General features: G+C 47.9%; 8 protein-coding genes. All 8 read left to right on the top strand.

Annotated elements, in window-relative coordinates; translation table 11 throughout:
- Positions 1 to 299 precede the first annotated feature (299 nt).
- The 8 genes from HMPREF0240_RS22250 to HMPREF0240_RS22285 all read left to right on the top strand — a co-directional run bounded on the left by HMPREF0240_RS22250 (position 300) and on the right by HMPREF0240_RS22285 (position 16867).
- The gene (locus HMPREF0240_RS22250) at positions 300 to 1787 is read left to right on the top strand and encodes an aldehyde dehydrogenase family protein (protein ID WP_009005646.1); all 1488 of its coding nucleotides are present in this window, start codon (positions 300 to 302) and stop codon (positions 1785 to 1787) included.
- A gap of 414 nt (positions 1788 to 2201) precedes the next feature.
- Positions 2202 to 3122 carry a sugar phosphate nucleotidyltransferase gene (locus HMPREF0240_RS22255; RefSeq protein ID WP_009005647.1) on the top strand — a complete coding sequence of 307 codons (921 nt, stop codon included), beginning with the start codon at positions 2202 to 2204 and terminating at the stop codon, positions 3120 to 3122.
- 115 nt (positions 3123 to 3237) lie between these two features.
- On the top strand, positions 3238 to 4260 hold the full coding sequence (galE, locus tag HMPREF0240_RS22260) for a UDP-glucose 4-epimerase GalE (protein WP_009005648.1): 1023 nt from the start codon (positions 3238 to 3240) through the stop codon (positions 4258 to 4260).
- A gap of 27 nt (positions 4261 to 4287) precedes the next feature.
- Positions 4288 to 11616 (top strand): non-ribosomal peptide synthetase, encoded by a 7329-nt coding sequence (locus HMPREF0240_RS22265; RefSeq protein WP_009005649.1) that lies wholly within the window; start codon positions 4288 to 4290, stop codon positions 11614 to 11616.
- Positions 11607 to 13430 (top strand): histidine kinase N-terminal 7TM domain-containing protein, encoded by a 1824-nt coding sequence (locus HMPREF0240_RS22270; RefSeq protein WP_009005650.1) that lies wholly within the window; start codon positions 11607 to 11609, stop codon positions 13428 to 13430. The genes HMPREF0240_RS22265 and HMPREF0240_RS22270 overlap by 10 nt, the downstream gene beginning before the upstream one ends.
- A gap of 5 nt (positions 13431 to 13435) precedes the next feature.
- A complete protein-coding gene (locus tag HMPREF0240_RS22275; protein ID WP_009005651.1) occupies positions 13436 to 15007 on the top strand; it encodes an HD domain-containing response regulator in 1572 nt (523 codons plus the stop codon).
- Positions 14922 to 16616 (top strand): AMP-binding protein, encoded by a 1695-nt coding sequence (locus HMPREF0240_RS22280; RefSeq protein ID WP_009005652.1) that lies wholly within the window; start codon positions 14922 to 14924, stop codon positions 16614 to 16616. The genes HMPREF0240_RS22275 and HMPREF0240_RS22280 overlap by 86 nt, the downstream gene beginning before the upstream one ends.
- Positions 16613 to 16867 (top strand): phosphopantetheine-binding protein, encoded by a 255-nt coding sequence (locus HMPREF0240_RS22285; protein ID WP_035314639.1) that lies wholly within the window; start codon positions 16613 to 16615, stop codon positions 16865 to 16867. Before HMPREF0240_RS22280 ends, HMPREF0240_RS22285 begins: the two co-directional genes overlap by 4 nt.
- Positions 16868 to 17170: the final 303 nt, after the last annotated feature.

Here is a 17170-nt window from a genome sequence, read left to right on the forward strand (position 1 = left end):
CGGAATAATTTCATCCATGTCGATATGGTTTTCCAGTAGAGACAGAAACGCAGGCTTGTCATTATCAAATTTATCTTGGCAATCTTGAAAAATATCTGCCAAAGAAAGCTGTTTGTATGGTATCATAGATATCAGAATAACTCCTTTCTGGGTAGTGGTTTATAGTTTCTAGGCAACTCTATTATACCATATCCAGTGAGGAGTTATTTGTTTTTAGTAACAGAAAAATGCCGTATTTATGAGGGTTGTGGCGTTTCGCAAACGCCTATTTATATTCAAAGATATGAAAGGAGAAACATATGGGTCATCTAGAATTGAAGACAAACTATCAGCTTTTTATTAATGGACGGTGGAAGGATGCTTCCGATGGCGCCGTATTTACAACCTCATGTCCGGCAGACGGAGAAGTTCTGGCATCTTGTGCGCAGGCGACCAAAGAAGATGTGGACGAGGCGGTTAATGCGGCATGGGCGGCGTTTGAGAGCTGGAAGAAAACAAGTGTCAATGAACGTGCGGCAATACTGAACAAGATTGCAGATATTATTGATAAGAATGCAGGATTTCTTGCAATGGTGGAATCCATGGACAATGGAAAGCCGGTCCGGGAGACGATGGCAATTGACATCCCCTATGCAGCCAATCATTTCCGGTATTTCGCAGGCTGTATCATGGCAGAAGAGGGCAGCGCAGTTATGCTGGGGGAGGATACACTCAGCCTGATCCTGAGAGAACCGATCGGTGTGGTAGGACAGATCGTTCCCTGGAATTTTCCGTTTTTGATGGCTGCATGGAAACTGGCTCCGGTTCTTGCAAGCGGATGCTGTACTGTATTTAAGCCATCCAGCGCCACCTCACTGAGCGTACTGGAATTTGCACGCCTGGTACAGGATGTGATTCCAGCAGGTGTATTTAACGTAATCACCGGAGCAGGTTCCAAATCCGGACAGTACATACTGGACCATCCGGGATTCCGCAAACTGGCCTTTACCGGCTCCACGGAAATAGGCTGCAATGTAGCGTGCGCAGCGGCAGAACGCCTGATCCCGTCAACTCTGGAGCTGGGAGGAAAATCTGCAAATATCTTTTTCAATGACTGCAAATGGGATATGGCCATGGACGGACTACAGCTCGGCATACTTTTCAATCAGGGCCAGGTTTGCTGTGCAGGCTCCCGTGTATTCGTACAGGAAGACATCTATGACAGATTTGTTGAAGAGGCTGTCAAAGCGTTCAACCAGATCAAGGTCGGCGTTCCATGGGAGGCAGACACACAAATGGGCTCACAGATCAATGAGGCCCAGATACAGAAAATACTGGGCTATATAGAAATTGGCAGACAAGAGGGCGCTGTGGTAGCATGCGGAGGTGAGAGGGCAGCAGAAGGAGAACTTGCCAAAGGCTGCTTTATGAAGCCAACACTACTTATCAATGTGACGAATGACATGAGAGTAGCAAGAGAAGAAATCTTCGGACCGGTAGCATGCATTCTCAAGTTCAAAGATGAAGAAGAAGTGATCGCAATGGCGAATGACAACGATTATGGCCTCGGCGGCGCAGTGTGGACACGGGATATAAACAGAGCTATCCGGGTATCCCGTGCAATAGAGACCGGCCGTATGTGGGTCAATACATACAATGCAATTCCAGAAGGAGCACCATTTGGCGGTTATAAAGCATCCGGAATCGGACGAGAGACACACAAGGTCATTCTGGAACACTACACCCAAATGAAAAACATCATGATAAACCTTTCAGAAGCACCCTCAGGTTTCTATCCTCCCAAATAAAAACGATTTAGCGAGCGGGCGTTAGCCTCGCTCGCGGACGTAGATGCGAATGTCAAAGTGCGCCCGGATGCCCTTCAAGTGAAGCCGTCCTGCCGCCTTGAAGTACCAGTTGCAGAGGAAACGGATATGTGATGTGGCAGGGCAGTTCGCGAAAGAGCAGCCCTGCCACATCACATATCCGTTTCCTCTGCAGCGTCCCCCCCCATCCGCTCTCCCCACGACTTCACATTTCAAATCCTCTATGTTATAATAATTTAGTGCATTGACCCTGGCTGCATAAGGAAGTATAATAATATATGTGATTTAAAACGAAAGTAAAGATAATAAACGCATATGAATGTGATTATATTTCCGAAACATGTGATTATACAACCGGGGATTATTGTGATATAAGATAACAAAAGGAGAGAGAGTATGGAAAAACCAGTACTTGTGATCATGGCGGCAGGAATGGGAAGCCGTTATGGCGGTCTGAAACAAATTGACCCGGTTGATGAAGAAGGACATATCATTATGGACTTTTCTATTTTTGATGCCAGGAGGGCGGGATTTGAGAAAGTCGTTTTTATTATAAAGGCAGAAAACGAAGAAGAATTTAAAACCTGTATTGGCGACAGAATTAGTGAATATATGGAAGTGGCCTATGTATATCAGAAGCTGGATGATCTTCCTGAGGGATATGATGTGCCTGACGGACGTGTGAAGCCGTTCGGGACGGGACATGCGGTTTTGTGCTGCAGAGATGTGATCGATGGCCCCTTTGCCGTCATTAACGCAGATGATTATTACGGCGTTCATGCGCTGGAAGAGATTTATCATTATCTCTCAGAGAATGAGGATGATGAGAAATACAGGTACGCAATGGTGGGCTATCGTCTGGACAACACATTAACAGATAATGGTTATGTATCCCGGGGTATCTGTGAGACGGATGAGAATGAATATCTGACTGGAATTATCGAGCGGACTCATATTGAACGGACAAAAGACGGCGTTGTGTTTACAGAGGATGATGGTAAGACATACAGCAGTATAGACAAGAGCTGTATTGTATCTTTGAATATGTTCGGATTTACACATAGTTTAATGAAAGAACTTGAGGCGCGTTTTCCGGTATTTCTGGAGAAGAACCTGATAGAATCGCCTTTGAAGTGTGAATACTTCCTGCCGACGGTGGTAGGTGAACTGATAGATGAGGATAAGGCAACAGTGAAGGTACTGAAATCCGAGGATAAATGGTATGGCATCACATACAAGGAAGATAAGCAGAGCGTTGTGGATGCGATTGTAAGGATGAAAGAACAGGGAATCTATCCCCTGCATCTCTGGCGGTAGGCAAAGAACCTGGATCTGAGGCCGGAGCAGGAAAACGGCAGACAGATAGCGGCGGCCAGGATGTTTGGAAAAAGACAGAAGATAAACAGCAGACAGGAAGGAAAGGGTAAGTATTATGGCAATTTTAGTAGCAGGCGGAGCCGGATATATCGGCAGCCATACGTGTGTGGAACTTTTGAATAGAGGGTATGATGTAGTTGTAGTGGATAATCTTTACAATTCCAGCGAGAAAGCCGTGGAGAGAGTGCAGAAGATCACGGGGAAGGAACTGAAGTTTTATAAAGGTGACATTTTGAACCGGGAGGATCTGGAACCCATATTTGAGCAGGAAAATATCGAGGCAGTCATCAATTTTGCCGGGCTGAAAGCAGTGGGAGAATCTGTTGCAAAACCATGGGAGTATTATCACAACAACATTACCGGAACACTGATCCTCTGCGATGTGATGCGCAGCCATGGATGCAGGAATATGATATTCAGCTCCTCTGCAACTGTTTACGGGGATCCTGCAGAGATACCAATCACGGAGAACTGCCCGAAGGGAGAGATCACCAATCCTTACGGTCAGACGAAAGGAATGCTGGAACAGATTCTGACAGACTTGCATACCGGGGATCCAGAGTGGAACATTATGCTTCTGCGTTATTTCAATCCGATTGGAGCACACGAATCCGGGCTCATTGGGGAAGATCCAAAGGGAATTCCGAATAACCTGGTTCCTTATATTGCACAGGTGGCCGTAGGGAAACTGGACTGTCTCGGCGTGTTTGGAGATGATTACGATACACATGATGGTACAGGCGTCCGTGATTATATTCATGTTGTAGATCTGGCGGTGGGCCATGTGAAGGCGATTGAAAAGATGAAGACCAGCAGAGGGGTACACATTTACAATCTGGGAACAGGGACGGGATATAGTGTCCTGGATGTCGTAAAGGCATATGAAAAGGCATGCGGCAGGACGATTCCCTATCAGATCAAACCCCGCCGTGCAGGAGATATTGCCACCTGCTACTGTGATGCGTCCAGGGCAAAAGAGGAACTGGGCTGGATTGCAGAACGAGGAATTGAGGAGATGTGTGCGGACTCATGGAAATGGCAGTCTATGAACCCGAACGGTTACCGGGACAGTAAATAGATGAAAAAGTGAACAGGAGAAAGGTGAATGTGCGCAGAAGGTAAAGTGACAGATGTGGAATACCTGCCATTATCCTGTAGTCAGATGAATATCTGGAATCTGGAAATGGCACACCCGGGACTCCCGATTAACAACATATGTACGGCATTAAAGATTGAGGGGAATCTGAATCTGGAATATCTTCAGACATGTATTGAGCTGGTGTTCAGGGCTTTTCCGTCTCTCAGGACAAGAATCACCATGAGGGACCAAAGGCCTTATCAGTATGTAACAGAAGAGATTCCTGCCAGAACGGCGTTCTTTGACTTTACAGAGACGAATGAGCAGGGAGTGGGAATCTGGTTTCAGTCTGTTGCCAGAGAGCACTTTACACTGTATGATTCTCCGTTGTGCCAGATACTGATATTTAAAACGTCCGGGAACAGCGGGGGAATTCTGACAAGAGTGCATCATATCGTTGCGGACGCATGGTCCCATGCTTTAATTACAAATCATATCATACATAATTATTTTCAACTTCTTCAGGGGGACGCTCCGGATGCTTCCGTTACGCCATCCTATGAAGAACATATCTTAAGTGAACAGAAATATCTGAAGTCCAGAGCTTTTGAAAAAGATAAAAAATACTGGGGTGAAAAGCTCACTGGTATTTTGCCGGCAGCGGCCAAGGAATATCAGTGTGCGGTGATAAGCCCCGTAGGGCTCAGAAAGTCATATCGGCTGTCGAACCGGCTGAACCGCCTCATAGGAGGATTCTGCGAGAAGAAAAAAGTGTCTCCGTTTGCTGTTTTCTATATGGGCCTGGCAATTTATCTCAGGCGTATGAAAGGGCAGGAACGGTTCTGTGTCGGTGTACCTACTATCAACAGGCTTAATTTTCAGGATAAGCAGACCGGTGGTATGTTCGTCAATACACTGCCCTTTGTGAATGAGCTGGATAGTTTCATGACATGGAACCAGTTCAATGATAAATTGCAGGAGGACTGGTTTGCGTTACTCTATCATCAGAGAATTCCATTTGAATCTATAAAGAAAATAGTAAATCAAAACGGCGGGAATCTGTCTGAACCGCTGTTTGATATTGTTCTGTCCTATCAGAACGGCAAGATGGATCACCTGAAAGGGGCGAGAGTTTCTCTGGAGGGACGCTGGCTCTACAGCGGCTATCAGAGCGAATCGCTCTGCATCCATCTGAGCAGCAGGGATAAAGAAAATCAATTTACTGTGGATTATGATTATCTGACCCAGATATTCTCGGAGGAGGAGATCGACCGGCTTCATGAGAGCCTCTCCCGTATACTGAAGGAAGCACTGCAGAAGCCGGATGTTCCTATTGCAAGCCTTCTGATATTAAGTGAAGAGACAGAAGAACAGGTGATCTATGATTTTAATCAGACTGATGTATGGTATGACAAGGATGCGGGAATTGCAGATCAGCTGTCTGAGATATTCCGGATGAATCCGGAGAGAGCTGCTGTGATATTTGGGGGCAGAAGGATGTCCTATAAGGAGCTTGCAGAAGTATCCTTTCAGACCGCCCGCGGGATTGCAAAAAGAGCAGGCGGCAGCAGAGGAACCGTTGCCGTTCATATGACGAGAAACGAGAAGATATATGCTGCATTGTGCGGGATTATCTTTTCAGGAAACAGCTGGCTTATGATGGACATTGATTTACCGGGAGAGCGGAAACGGGAGATGCTGTGTGACAGTCAGGCTCTTTTTTGTATATGCAGTGAGACAGCGGCAGAGCTGGCGGGCTGTACAGAACTGGTTCTGTTTGATGATTTGGCAGAAGCGGATGAAATTGTGGAATATGAACCCGCCGGGCCGGACGATCTGGCGTATCTGGTTTACACATCGGGGAGTACGGGGATGCCCAAGGCTGTTGAGATTGAACAGCACAGTGTGATGAACCTGGCAGCGGCAATGCGGCCCCTGTACCCGAAAGGAGCCGTACTTTCTCTGTGCAACGTGGGATTTGATGCCTTTTTGCTGGAGAGTGTGATTGCCCTTCTCTGCGGCAGAACAATCGTGCTGGCCTCGGAATCGGAGATGAACCATCCGCAGAAGCTTGGTGTTCTGATCCGTAATTATGATGCCGGTTTTATGGCGCTGACGCCTTCCCGCCTGTCTGCGTATCTGAAGGATCCTATATTCTGTGAGTCTCTTCTGCATATGGAGACTGTGATCTGCGGTGGGGAGAGCCTGCCTTTTGAGCTGCATAAGAAGCTCGCAGATTATACATGTGGAACGCTGTATAACCAGTATGGCCCTTCCGAGGCGACTGTTGCTGTCAGCCATGACGCTGTAAATGACAAAGAGGCGGTGAATATAGGCCGGCCTCTGCAGAACTGCCGGATCTATATACTGGATGAATTTCAGAATCCGCTTCCTCCCGGTTCCGCGGGAGAGATCTATATCGGCGGCGACTGCCTTGCCCGGGGGTACCACAACAGGGAGGAACTTACAAAGGAGCGTTTTGTAAGCGATCCCTTCCGGGATGGCGGGCGTATATACCGTACAGGGGATTTCGGCAGATGGTCGGAAGACGGGAAAATTATCTATCTGGGCAGAAGAGATGACCAGGTCAAGCTTCTCGGACATCGGATCGAACTTTCCGAGATAGAATCCGTGCTGATGCGCCATGCAAAAGTCGGGACCGCTGCTGCAGGCGTATGGGAGAACAGGCTGATTGCTTATTATACAGGGGATGTACAGCTCACAGAGAGCGAACTGCTTACCTTTGCCTCCAATTACCTGCCGCGGTATCTTCTCCCGGCTTCGATCATGCGTGTGGATGCGTTTCCGCTTACCGGCAATGGTAAGATTGATTTTGGAGCCCTTGAGAAGCCGCTTTTGACGGCGAAACAGGAGGGGCCGGCGGATGAAGTGGAAGAACAGCTTCTGGCTATCTGGCGGAAGGTACTCGATCGGGAGGATCTGGACGTATATTCAGATTATTTCCTGTCGGGCGGAGATTCTCTGAATGCTGTGCTGATGCTTCTGGAAGTAGAAAAACAGTTTTCAAGGAGTATATCCGTGCAGGAGCTATATGCCAATGCAGTCCTGAGGCGTCTGGGCAACCTGCTTCGGGGCAGGGAGATACGTTCCGAAACACAGCGCGCGGAAATTCAGAGGGCTGCAGTGCGGGACTGGTATCCGGTAACCCCTGCACAGGCGGGGTTCTATGTCATGCAGCAGCTGGATGAGACAAAAATCAGTTATAATATGCCAACGGCTTTCCGGCTCAGTGAATGGCTGGATTTTCCAAGGCTGGAATACGCATTTACCAGAATGACGGCAGAGGATTCTTCGCTGCGGACTACATTCCATATAGAGGACGGCCAGGTGGTTGCAAGGATCGGTCCCGAGTCGGCTTTTCATATGCAGTGGATGGAGAGCAGCAGCGCAGAGGAGGCAATGCAAAGTTTTGTGAAGCCCTTTGATCTGGCTAAGGGACCGCTTTTAAGGGCGGCTATGCTGAAACTGCCGGACAATGAACCATATCTGCTGTTGGATATGCATCATATTATATCCGATGGTCTCAGCAGCCAGTTTCTGCTGGCCAGGCTGAATCTGTATTATCAGGATCTGCCGGTGTCCATGCCGGAACTGGATTATGTTGATTATGCATGGTGGGTCAGCGAAAGAAACAATCGGGAAGAAAATCCATGCAGGGCATACTGGAAGAAGCAGCTGCCCGGGAAACTGCCGGAGCAGGAACTTCCGTTTGACAGGCCCAGGCCGCCCGTATTTGATGGGACAGGGGACAAATACGAGTTTGAATTGCCTGCTGTCTTTAATGAAAAGATCGCGGCTTTTTGCGAACAGCAGCATGTTACGGTGTTCGTGCTTCTTCTGGCTGTCTATGGCCTTTTTCTGAGCCGGTATTCCGGAAGCAGAGACGTTGTGGCAGGGACACCATTTTCCGGCCGTCGCCGGCAGCACATGGAGGAGATGACAGGTGTATTCGTAAACTCACTTCCGGTATTCATGCAGGCCGGGCCAGAGGAGTCATTTATATCGTACCTGGATTCGGTGAAGCAGACGGTTACGGGGATGATGGATCATCAGGAGATCACTCTGGAAGAATTGCTTGAATTGGCAGGGGTCCGAAGGACAAGAGAAAAAAATCCGCTTTTCAGTGTGATGTTTACCATGACGCCCCTGAAAAACGGGGAGCTTTCAATTGGAAAAGCAGGGCTTACTTATCTTCCTTTCGATACGCATGCTGTAAAGATGGATCTCAATCTGGAGGCTGTGTTTATACAGGAGCGATATCATTTTCAGTTCGAATATGCCAGGAGTCTGTTTGACGAAGTGACGATCGCATTCTACAGCAGGTGTTACCTGCAGGGGCTCAAAGAAGTGCTGCAGAATCCGGAGGCCCTGCTTACGGAGATTACCCTGCTGGATAAGGCGGATAAGATCCGGCTGTTAGATCAGCCTGTTCGTCTCAGGACTCCCTATGATGCGACAACGGTGGATCAGGCCGCAGATTATTTTGCTTTTGTAGATCCGGAACGTGCAGCAGTACAGTGGGGAGAAGACTTATCTTATACTTTCAGGGAACTAAAGGATAAAACTGATGTTTTGGCTGGTACTCTGAAAGCAGAGGGCATCGGCCAGGGGGATAAGGTGGCTTTTCTGACAAAGAGGACGGGGCTTCTTCCTGTCTTTATGTTTGGCATTCTAAAAGCAGGGGCTGCTTACGTCCCGATCGATCCCGAATTTCCCCGGGAGCGCATTCTGTATATGCTGACGCAGTCAGAAGTCAGACTGGTACTTTATGGACAGCAGGAACTGGTTCTGGGCGGGCTGCCCTGCAGCGAACTGGTCTGGGACGGCCGGGATACAGAGGACGGATCCGGGGCGCCGCCTGCCAAACACGGTGCGCAGGATGCTGCAAACGTAATCTTTACTTCCGGGACCACCGGAAAGCCGAAGGGAGTGGTGATGCTCCACAAATCCCTCTCGAATCTGGCGGCGCATCTGGAACCGCTGCTGGGAGGAACAAATGAAAAGATATTATGTGCATCGAACTGTGTGTTTGATGTGTTTACTACGGAGACTATACTGGCGCTTGGAAAGGGGTATCCGGTCAGTATTGCTGATGAGGAGGAGATGCTCCTTCCCTGGAAGATGGCAGCGCGCATCAGGCGGGATCAGGTTACCGTGCTTCAGCTGACACCGTCCAGAATTCAGATGTGTCTGGGGGACGAGGCATTCTGTGAGGCACTTCGGGAAATACACCGGATTATACTTTTGGGAGAACCATGGAGCATGGAGCTGAAGGAACGGCTGAACCGGTTGACAGATGCCCGGATATTCAATATTTACGGACCTACGGAGACTTCGGTGCATAACTGTCAGGGGGATATCACTAAGGAGAACTGCATTCATATCGGGAAGCCCATAGGCAACTGCCGTTACTATCTGCTGGACGAAGCCGGCCGTGCCGTGCCTCCCACAGCCGTGGGAGAAATATATATTGCCGGGGAATGCCTCTCACAGGGGTATATCAACCAGCAGGACCTGACGGATCAGGTCTTCCTCCCGGACCCTTATTTCAAAGGCGAAAAAATGTACAGAACGGGAGACCGGGGCAGGCTCAGGGCCGATGGAAACTGGCAGTGTCTTGGTCGGGTGGATACACAGATCAAGCTGAACGGACACCGGATTGAGCCACTGGAGATTGCAGAGACAATGTTGCAGTCGGGGCTGGTGAAGGAAGCTGCGGCGGTGCCTGTCCTGAAGCAGGGCGCGGTGCAGTTCCTCAGAGGCGCGGTGGTAAAAGCGGACGAATACAGCGAAGAGGCTCTCAGAGAGTTCATGAAGAAGCGACTTCCGGATTATATGATGCCCTCTGAAATTATTGTGCTGGAGAAGCTTCCCAGGACTGCCAGCGGTAAGACCGATCTGAAAAAACTGGCACAGACAGGGGAAAATACTTCGAACAGCAGCGCAGAGGGCAGTGAGATTGCAAAGTTGTGGAAAGGAGTTCTGGGCAGGGAGCCGCTGCGGGATGTATCCTTTTTTGAACAGGGCGGGACATCCCTTCAGGCGATCCTTATTTTAAACCGTTACCATCAGAAAAATTATGAGTTTGACATCAATGACTTTTATCGCTGCCCCACACTGCGCGAGCAGGAGGAAATGCTTGTTGCAGAGATTCAGGAATCCGCAGTGTCAGGTGAGGCTCCTGAGCAGAAAGAAAAGTTGTGGGAGCTGCCTGCCAGGCTCGCCGAACAGGAGGAGAAGATGTGCAGGCCGGGGAATATATTTCTGACCGGCGGCACAGGCTATCTTGGAAGCTACATTCTTAAGAAACTGCTGGAATATGGCAATGAGAAGATTTACTGTCTGGTGAGAGGCGGAAGTGTCCGGCTGGAGGAAAGTATGGATTACTATTTCGGTGCAGGATACTATGAGAAATACCAGCACCGTCTCCATGTATTTGACGGAGAGATGACAGCTGAACATTTCCGGGCGGAACCTGAACTATACGAAGAGATGCGGCAATCCGTTGCGAAAGTGTTCCACTGTGCAGCGGATGTCAGACATTATGCACCAGAGGAGGAACTCTTGTACACCAATGTGGAGGGAACACGGGAAGTGCTGCGCTTTGCAGAAGCTTCCGGGGCAGCAATGATGTATATTTCTACGGTCAGCGTTGCTGGGGAGCAGACAGACCGGACGAAAGAGACGGGAGCCGTGCTGACAGAGAAGGATCTGGATATCGGACAGAACTGGTGGAAGAATCCTTATGTAAAAAGTAAGATTATGGCAGAAAAGCTGGTGGATGATGCGGTGAGGCAGGGACTCTGCGCCAATATATTCCGGATTGGAAGGCTGGTAGGTAATTCTTTTAACGGGATATTCCAGAGAAATCCAGAATCGAATGCATATTACAGGCTGATAAAAGGGATTATGGAACTGGGGATGCTGCCGGATATGCTGTACCATCATCGGCTGGAGGTAACTCCGGTCAACCAGGCGGCAGAAGCGGTTGTGAGGCTGAGCGGGACTACAAAATCCGCTTACCATATATGCAGCCCTCATGAGGTAGAGATCGGCAGTATTGCAGAAGCGTGCGGCCCAGTGCAGAGAACAGATGCAGAGACTTTCGGAAAGGTTCTTGAAAGAAAGAGCATGGAGACGGATTCACCTTACATCCAGGCTCTTGCGCAGACATGGTTTGCACAGCAGAGCAGAACAGCAGACGTTTTGCTTGATTCACAACTGACGCAGGATGCACTCGCCGCGCTGGATTTCTGGTGGCCGCGGCAGGATATGAGCAAACTGAAACAGTGCTTTACCAATGAAGAGGGGAGGGAAGATAATCGATGTCAATAGTCGGACATATACTGGATGTTTCGGTGGCCGTACTGGGATTTTTTATTGTCAGCTGTCTGATGAAAGGCAGGCTGTCGGCTGCACAGAAGCTATATCTTTCCTCGGCCGGTTTTCTTCTGCTTTGGCTGGTGGCAATCATCGGTATGGATTATACAGAGAACATGGCGGCGCTGCAGGTCATGGATGCCATTACATGTGCCTGCTCGGCGCTGCTGATTATGACCATTCTGCTGATTTCCCTGATTTTTACCAGGAATCTGGTGCAGATTCCACGACATTACTGGCTGCTGTATGTGCTGCCGGCGCTTTCCTCGCTTATTGTATTTACGAACCCGCTGCACCATCTGTTTTACAGACAGTTTTCTATCTACGCATCGGAAGTGAAATTCGGCCCTCTTTTTATTATTTCAGGCCTTCAGTACTATATCTATTCTATTATCGTTGTGATCATTATGATCAGGTATGGAATCAGAAGCAGGACCAGAAGGGTATGGGGACAGGTTGGGCTGTTTATCGGAGGGCTGTCTGTTCCATTTTGCACCAACCTTCTGGCAACCCTGAAGATTGTAAATCTTCCCATATCGGCTACACCCCTGGCTTTTCTTGTTACCATTTTGTGCCATGGAATTGCCGTGTATTATCTGAATTTTCTTAATATCAAACCTGTCGCCCTGGAGAGCATGGTGGATAATGTTTCGGAAGGATATGTGATACTGTCCTCAGACAGATGTATTATTTATTCGAATGCTGCATTTGATGAAATTTTCGGGGAACAGTATAAAATGAGGATTAACTGTTATCTGAACCAGGTGGTTGAGGATCTGGAGGAGCGGAAACGGGATGTGATTTATAACCTGCTTAATTTTTTTGATGTCTGCAAACAGTCTGTGAATGTGATCTCCTATGAGCAGGCGATACTGTGTGAAGAGGGAAAGGTGTATTATTCCGTAGAGCTTACGCCTATTTTAGTAAAGCACAGCATGGCGGGAGTCCTGGCTATGTTCCGGGACGTGACAAAGCTGAAAGAGGAGATGAAAAGGAAGCAGCAGAATCTGAGCCGGGCAATGGAGAGGGAACGGCTGATTTCCCTGGGACAGATGATTGGAAGTATCTCACATAATCTTAAGACTCCGATTATGGCCATATCGGGGGATGTGACGCTTCTGGAAGACCTGGTAAGAGAATATTCTCAGAGCGTGGGAGACCCGGAAGTAACGGCTCAGGATCATCAGGAGATTGCAGGGGAGATGAACGGCTGGCTTGCAAGAATTAAGGAATGCTGTGCCTATATGTCGGATATCATAACAACGGTAAAGGGGATGGCAACAAACCTGAGTACTTCCTCCGAAGGGGAATTTACGATGGATGAAGTGTTTAAAAGAGTGGAAATGTTCCTGAAAGGTAAAATGGCCAGGAATGGCTGCAGGCTTATTACAGAAAATCAGCTTCCCGGGAGCACTGTCATACGGGGAGATATTAATAATATGGTCCAGGTGATCAACAACCTTCTGGACAATGCATGTGACGCCATGGAGGAAAAAGGCGGTGATGTTGAACTTAGAGCATGGAAAAAGGACGGCAGTGTATATATTGCCGTGAAGGATCAGGGAACCGGTATATCTGCGGATGTACAGGAAAAACTGTTCCGGTCTATGTGTACAACGAAAGGGACAAAAGGAACTGGACTGGGCCTGTACAGCTCGGCAGAGATTATCCGGGCACGGTTTGGCGGTAAGATATGGGTTGAGAACAATGAGGAAGGAGGCGCCTCCTTCTATGTCGGGCTTCCAATAGAAGATGACGAGAGAGGATAAAAGGAATGCGGAAGAACAGAGCTGGAAAAGAAAAAAATGGTTTTAAGATGTTCATTCTGGATGATGACAGAAATATTCTGGATGCTTTGAGTGCCAATTTCCGCACAAAGGGCTATGAGGTGGAGACACAGGAAAATCCGCTGACAGCATTGGAACAGCTGAAAGCGGGGCATTACGATATTTTGATCCTGGATTTTATTATGTCACCGATCTGCGGGGACGAGGTGGTTGCGCGGCTGAGACAGTTTGACACAAGAATTTATGTGATCATGCTGACTGGACACAAGGAACTGGCACCGCCGTTAAATACGATCAGAGAGCTGGAAATCCAGGGGTATTGTGAGAAGAGCAGCCGGTATGACCAGCTGGAACTTCTTGTGGAAAGCTGTGTAAAATGTATCCGTCATATCAATACGATTTATCAGTATCAGGAAGGGTTGTCCAGTATACTGGACTCTATTCCACACCTGCACCAGATGCTGCCGGTCGATGAGCTGTGCAGACAGGTGCTGGAGGAGCTGAATTTACTGGCTAAGACAGAGAACGGTTTTGTATGGGTAAAACCGGACAGTGTACTGACAGATCCGGTGAGCGTCGAACTGCCGGGGGATATATACAGCGGTGCCGGATCTTACGATAAATCATTTTATGATTTTGAGAAGGAGGATTATCCGGTGATCGTGGAAACGGTCAGAAAAAGTATGGCGGAGCAGCGGATTATGTTTCATAATGGCGTACTGCTTGTGCCGCTTCTTGGAAAACGGGAGATTATTCTGGGTGTAATGGGAGCAAAAACAGAATTGGCGCCGGATACCACATTGAAAGCACTTTTGTCGGTGTATGCAGAACAGGTTTCCACGGCCCTTCACAATACACTCCTGAAAATGCTTTTGAATGCCAATAATAAGAGGCTCTCCAGTGTAAATAAGCGGCTGATAGACAGTTACATGCAGACGGTGGAGGCGCTCCGGCTGCTGGTAGATGCCAAGGACTTGTACACAAGAGGGCATTCGGACCGCGTTTCTTATTATGCAGTAAAACTGGCGGAAAAGGTGAGCAGTGATAAAGAATTTGTGAAACGGGTACGGGTAGCGGGGCTTCTGCATGACATCGGGAAAATTGGTGTTTCAGATGCAGTGCTGAGTAAACCGGAGCGGCTGAGCGAAGAGGAATTCAGCGAGATCAGGAAACATCCCGGCATGGGGGCAAATATCCTTTCCTGTATGGAAATGTTCAGCAATACAGGGGAGATCGTCTGCGCTCATCATGAGCGCTATGACGGCACGGGCTATCCCAGAAGGCTGAAAGGGGAGGAGATCCCGCTGGAGGCCAGGATCATAGCGATTGCGGATGCATTTGATGCGATGATGTCAGACAGGCATTACAGAAAAAAGCTGTCGTTTGAGGCGGCTGTGAGCCAGTTGGAGGAGGGCAGAGGCGCCCAGTTTGATGGTCGGCTGGTGGATGCATTTAAAGAAGTGCTGAGAGACTATGATAGAATCAGTGAGAAACTACGATGGACTTATGATGAAAATAAAGGAAGAAACGGATCTTATGGAGCAGAAGAATATTTATAAGAATGTAAAACTATATAAAACTTTGCCAGAGTGTCTGCTGGACGTGCGGGAATTGTATGCAAAAAAACCGGCCATAACTACTTTTGACAGGGCTGGAAATCAGCTGGATGTTTCATACAGGGAATTTGTAGAGGATGTCCGGGGAGCTGCCTTCATGATGGTGCAGAAGAAGATGGCAGGAAAGCATATTGCCTTCGTGGGGGAAAATACTTACGAGTGGATTGTTGCTTTTTGTGCGGGCGGCTGCATTGGCTCGGTAGGAGTACCGATTGATGTGGAACAGCCTGAGGAGGAAATTCTAAATCTGGCTGAATTTGCGGATGCTTCCTATGCAGTGGTTCAGAAAGAATTTGAAGGAGCCTTTGAGGAATGGAAAAAAGAACGTGTGATCCGCATGGACTCCGGAATCAGAGAGATGATTGAAGAGGGCAGAAAACAGATAGAGCAGGAGGGGATTCAGGGATTTTCATTTTCCGCAGATATTGGCCCTGATACTCCGCTGGCGATTGTATATACTTCCGGAACGACAAGTGTTTCCAAAGCTGTCGTGCTCAGTCATTACAATATGATGTATGACGCGTGCTGCTGTCAGGCATCGGTGGAGCTGGAGGACCGGATGTTCAATCCGCTTCCGCTTTACCATACATATTCTCTGGGGTGCGGAGTTCTGGATATGATTGCGCATGGGCAGAACATCTGTATCAATGGAAATTTGAAGACTCTGTTCCGTGATATCAAACTGTACAGTCCAAGTATTCTTATGGCAGTGCCCCTGATACTGGAGAATCTGCTCAAAGAGATTCATCGTGTGCAGGAAAAAATGGGTATCCGGGAGCAGACAATCCAGGCGGTGGAAAAATATAAAAAAGGTATATTTACAAAAAAAACCGTGAAGGTAAACGGGATGGATCTGATCCTTGGAGACCAGCTGAAGACAATCTGCTGCGGTGGCGCCCATCTGAATGAAAAGATAGCCGAAGAATACGTAGCTTATGGAATTGATGTACTTCAGGGATATGGGATTACGGAGTGCAGTCCGCTGATCAGTAACAGTATCAGAGGCCAAAACAGAATCAACTCTGTAGGAATTCTTCTTCCAGGAGTGGAAATGAAGCTGGAGGACGGTGAGATTCTGGTAAAAGGTCCTAATGTTTTTAAAGAGTATTATAAGAATCCGGGCGCAACGGAGGAAAGCTTTACAGATGGCTGGTTTCATACTGGGGATATCGGGTATACGGACAGAAAAGGATTTCTTTTTATCTGTGGACGGAAAAAGAACCTGATTGTTTTTAACAACGGGAAAAAAGTGGTTCCAGAGGAGCTGGAAGCCTACATCCAGGAGATTCCTCTTGTGAAAGAGGTTATGGTATATGGGGCCAGCACCGGAAATGCGCTGGACGAGGTCAAACTTTCTGCGCTGGTCTGTGTGGATGCCGAGAAAACCAGTGAGACGGACAATTACAGAATCCTGGAGAGTATACAGGAATCTATAACAGCGCTGAACGCAAAGCTTCCGGTCTATAAAAGAATCCAGTCTGTAAAACTGTCGGAGTCTGAATTTAAGAAGACATCCATGCAGAAAATTCAGAGAAGGAAGGTAATGGTATGACAGAAGAAGATATGCTGCATCTGGTTGAAGACATTGTAAGCGAAGTTACAGGGGTGAATAAACTGACTATGGATACGGAGTTTGTAAACGACCTGGCGCTGAATTCCATGGATGTCGCAAATCTGGTATGCGCATTTGAAGAAAAATTTGATACAGATATTCCGATGAAAGACGTACGTAACCTTATGCAGGTAAGGGATGTAATCCACTATATGCAGAAACGGGAACAGATGTCAGACACCGGTATTTAGATCAATGAAAACAAATGGTGAAGTGAAAAGTTTATTTCCACTTTGAAAACGGCAAAAAGAAAAGTGGCAATTACTCTTACAAAAAGAGCGATTACCACTTTTGGTATTCCTAAAAGTAGAATTAAGTGATACAATCAAGAAGAGAAATAACAAAGCTGTCTGCTCAGAAAGGGCTTTCTGGGCATGTTAAGAAAGCGGACTTTAGACGTGTTTTTAAAGGGGACAAGACTAAATTCCACTTGCTGGGACGTATATATTCCTGACAGCCGCCTGTTATTTCTTTCTTTAATTTCAGCTCTTATC

The sequence above is a fragment of the Clostridium sp. D5 genome, assembly GCF_000190355.1.
In the GTDB taxonomy this organism is placed as follows: Bacteria; Bacillota; Clostridia; order Lachnospirales; family Lachnospiraceae; genus Faecalicatena; species Faecalicatena fissicatena_A.

Bases quoted from the DNA above. Each gene is read 5' to 3' on its own strand.
- HMPREF0240_RS22285 (WP_035314639.1), top strand. From the start codon at position 16,613: ATGACAGAAGAAGATATGCTGCATCTGGTTGAAGACATTGTAAGCGAA.
- HMPREF0240_RS22250 (WP_009005646.1), top strand. From the start codon at position 300: ATGGGTCATCTAGAATTGAAGACAAACTATCAGCTTTTTATTAATGGA.
- HMPREF0240_RS22270 (WP_009005650.1), top strand. From the start codon at position 11,607: ATGTCAATAGTCGGACATATACTGGATGTTTCGGTGGCCGTACTGGGA.
- HMPREF0240_RS22275 (WP_009005651.1), top strand. From the start codon at position 13,436: ATGCGGAAGAACAGAGCTGGAAAAGAAAAAAATGGTTTTAAGATGTTC.
- HMPREF0240_RS22255 (WP_009005647.1), top strand. From the start codon at position 2,202: ATGGAAAAACCAGTACTTGTGATCATGGCGGCAGGAATGGGAAGCCGT.
- HMPREF0240_RS22265 (WP_009005649.1), top strand. From the start codon at position 4,288: ATGTGCGCAGAAGGTAAAGTGACAGATGTGGAATACCTGCCATTATCC.
- HMPREF0240_RS22280 (WP_009005652.1), top strand. From the start codon at position 14,922: ATGATAGAATCAGTGAGAAACTACGATGGACTTATGATGAAAATAAAG.
- galE (WP_009005648.1), top strand. From the start codon at position 3,238: ATGGCAATTTTAGTAGCAGGCGGAGCCGGATATATCGGCAGCCATACG.